Source organism: Candidatus Binatus sp. (assembly GCF_036567905.1).
Classification (GTDB): Bacteria; Desulfobacterota; Binatia; order Binatales; family Binataceae; genus Binatus.
In genome coordinates this window covers 1-3,003 of record NZ_DATCTO010000027.1, presented here as the reverse complement: position 1 = coordinate 3,003, position 3,003 = coordinate 1, and the positions used below count along the sequence as shown (strand labels likewise).

Annotated in this window: 1 protein-coding gene; it reads right to left on the bottom strand. The window is 59.1% G+C overall.

The genetic code is table 11. The features are described from left to right. Positions 1-157 precede the first annotated feature (157 nt). Positions 158-1,375, bottom strand: coding sequence for a hypothetical protein (locus tag VIO10_RS03990; protein ID WP_331959694.1), 1,218 nt, complete (start codon positions 1,373-1,375; stop codon positions 158-160). Positions 1,376-3,003 lie beyond the last annotated feature (1,628 nt).

Genomic DNA, 3,003 nt, shown 5'->3' with positions numbered 1-3,003 from the left:
GCGCCCGCCTTTCGTTGTGGTGGTGCGTTACACCAGCGCCACCCCACTCGGCGCGCGTCAACGCAGATCTGCGCGAAGGATTCGCGCATCCCGCTCGAATGATTCCGGAATTGCGGTCTTTCGGCTGAAGATTCCGCACCCCCAACGGAGAGCGGCTTTACCGGAGCTCGCCCGCGACTTTCTGGATCGACGCGCGCCCGGCCTCGCTGATAGTCGAAGCGCGGGAACTGGATTTGAGCGCCTGGACCGTCGCAGAAAATTCCGTATCGCCGAGTGTGAATCGCAGCGGATGATCGACCGTCGAGTAATGGAACGGTTGGCCCTGGTAATAGTTGGTCAGCGCGGAGGCGACCGCAGCGCTCGACGCGCTGATCGCCGCCTGCTGCCCCTGGCATCTGAGGCGCTCCATCAAATCATCGCCGGTGCAGTTGACTGGCGGAGGCTGGAGCGTGATCTGGCTGACAGTGAGATCGTTTCCCTGCGAGCGGACGGTTGCGTTGTAAACGATTTCGCCGAGGCTTAGCTGACCCGCTGTCGTCATCGTGTTGTCGCCACCTGAAACTTGCACGTGCTTCGCGAGCATCGGTTGCGTCATGTTCTGAAGGTGGATCGGAATTTCATAGGAAGGCGCATAGATCCTCAGGAGGTCGTTGACGAAACCATACTGCGCATCGGCTACGAAATTCGCCTGCGCGGGCGCGGCGGAAATTTCAGCATCGAGCAACGTGTCGGAGCTCAAAAATTGCTGCGGACTGGCGGCGTGGCCATTTTGAAAAATAGCGGCGACGATCGTCGATTTCGTGAAGCCGATCGCCACGTCAAACCGGTAGTTGTCGCCTGGCGACGGCAGAATCTGCAGATTCGATGTCGCAAAATTTCTGATTTCTCCGAGACCCTGGAGTGACGGAGCGGAGTGCCCTGTCTTGGAAGCGCTTGCAGTGTCGGCGACACCAAACCTGAGCTGCCACGGCGTCCACGTGATGTGCGTATTGATCACTTCAACCCAATCCGGAGCGCCGCTCGAATGCGCGAGCCGTCCCGCTATGTGGGACAGCGGTTCACTACAATTGAGTCCCCCCATGGCGGCAGCCAAGGGAGCCGACCGATCTGGATAGACTACGCCCAGCGCATTTGCGCCGCCGTGATTGTCCCCACCGCAATACATCAGAGCGACGATCTTGATCCGTCTCAAGTTTGCGAAGTTGGCCGGCAGATCGACAGCCATCGGCACGAATTGTTGCGCAACGCTCGGAATAAGGTCCGGCAGAATCACCGCGCGCATCAGCGGCCGCTCGTCGGCCTTAGCAATCGTAACAAAAAGACCAAAGATCGCCGCGATTACCGCAGCGCCCGTCCGAAGCTGCCTCTGATTCAACCGCACCCTGACCTCCCGCACCCATTTGCTGCATGGCCCCAGCTATTAATGCCGTTTGATGTTAACCCTCAAGCGTATCGCCGACAATTCTCGGTCAGGCCGTACCTTGTCCCTTCTCAAAACCTGATCCGCAGGAATTCATTGGTGGTTTCGAGCGCATGGCGATAGCCTGCCTTCATGGCGAAGCCGACAGGTGGAGCGGTCTCGGTCGCCCAAAGCGAATCCCGAACCCGTTCCTCGCTGCTTTTGGAATCGATCGCGCTGCGCCATCAAATCGCCGTGCTGAAGCGCAGCCGAACTCGTCGCCCCTGCTTCCGCCGCTTTGAACGCCTGTTTTGGATCTTGCTGTCGCGCTGGTGGTCGGACTGGCGCAATAGCCTGGTCATCGTCCAGCCGGAGACCGTCTTGCGCTGGCGCCGTAACGGCTGGTCCGCAATGTGGAAATATCGGTCACGTGGTCGCTGGCGACGAGGGCGTCCAAGGATTTCCCGTGAGGTCCGCAGTCTGATCGCACGGATGGCCCATGAGAATTTTCTCTGGGGTGCGCCACGGATCCATGGCGAGCTTCTGATGCTCGGTTTCACGGTCTCGCAGGCGACCGTCTCGCGCTACATGCCTGCACGAAGCAGGCGGCCAACACAATCGTGGCGGACCTTTCTTCGCAATCAAACCATTGCGTTCGGCCAGTATTCCGAGGAGCGGTCTAACGGATACGCTCGCCCGTATGTCGCGTCCTATTTGGCCGATCTCATGCAATTCCCGGCTGCGCAGATTGCTAAGGACCAACAACAGCCCACCCCGACCGCTCAAAGAGTTAATCTGCGATCCTCTCGACACGATCGAGGCGTGACACACGGCGCGGCTCGGGTCGCCTCCGTGCCTGGCGGCTCAAGGAGAGCGCTAGAAGACCGTTCTGGGGCCGCTCTTCCGATACGAAGTCCGCCCCATCAAGCTTGGGCGCCGCCATGCTTGTGGCCGCGTGCAACTAAAGACGTCGCGTTAGTGCAGAGTCGCGGCAGATTTCATTACCCCGGTCCATAATCGGGCTGACACCTCCAACTCATCAACGACCCCGCGAGCATTCCCTGCGACCTTTCGCGTCTGCGTTTGCGCGGATCAGGTTTTGAGAAGGGACAAGAAGAAAATGCGCGAACGTGCGCAGTATTTTCGATTTTTCCGCAGAGAGAGCCGAAATCGCGGACTGTGTGGCGGATAGCGCAGTCAATTCGAACTCTCAGGCGACTTCGACGAGTCGAAAGTTCCACCGATTAGACGTTAGGGCTTCCGATTGGGCCGTTGGAGACTCGAACTCCAGACACGCTGATTACGAATGAGTCCCGGGGCGATCACCATTGATCACGACGCAACAAAACCCGCGAGAAATGGGGACTTTGTTGGAATCGAAGTCGATGGTGATCGGTCCTGTTCGGTCGTGATCGGCAGTCGTTTGGCAGCGATTTTCATCACACCGACCCGGACGTGGGCGCGGTCAACTACCGATACGATTACCTGAGCGAGAAACGCGACGCGCTCACGCGGCTGGACGCGAGGCTGGCGGATATCGTCCCGCGAAAAAGGCACCAGCACGAGTTCTCGGGACGGACAGCAAGTCAGATCGGGAGTCGTGC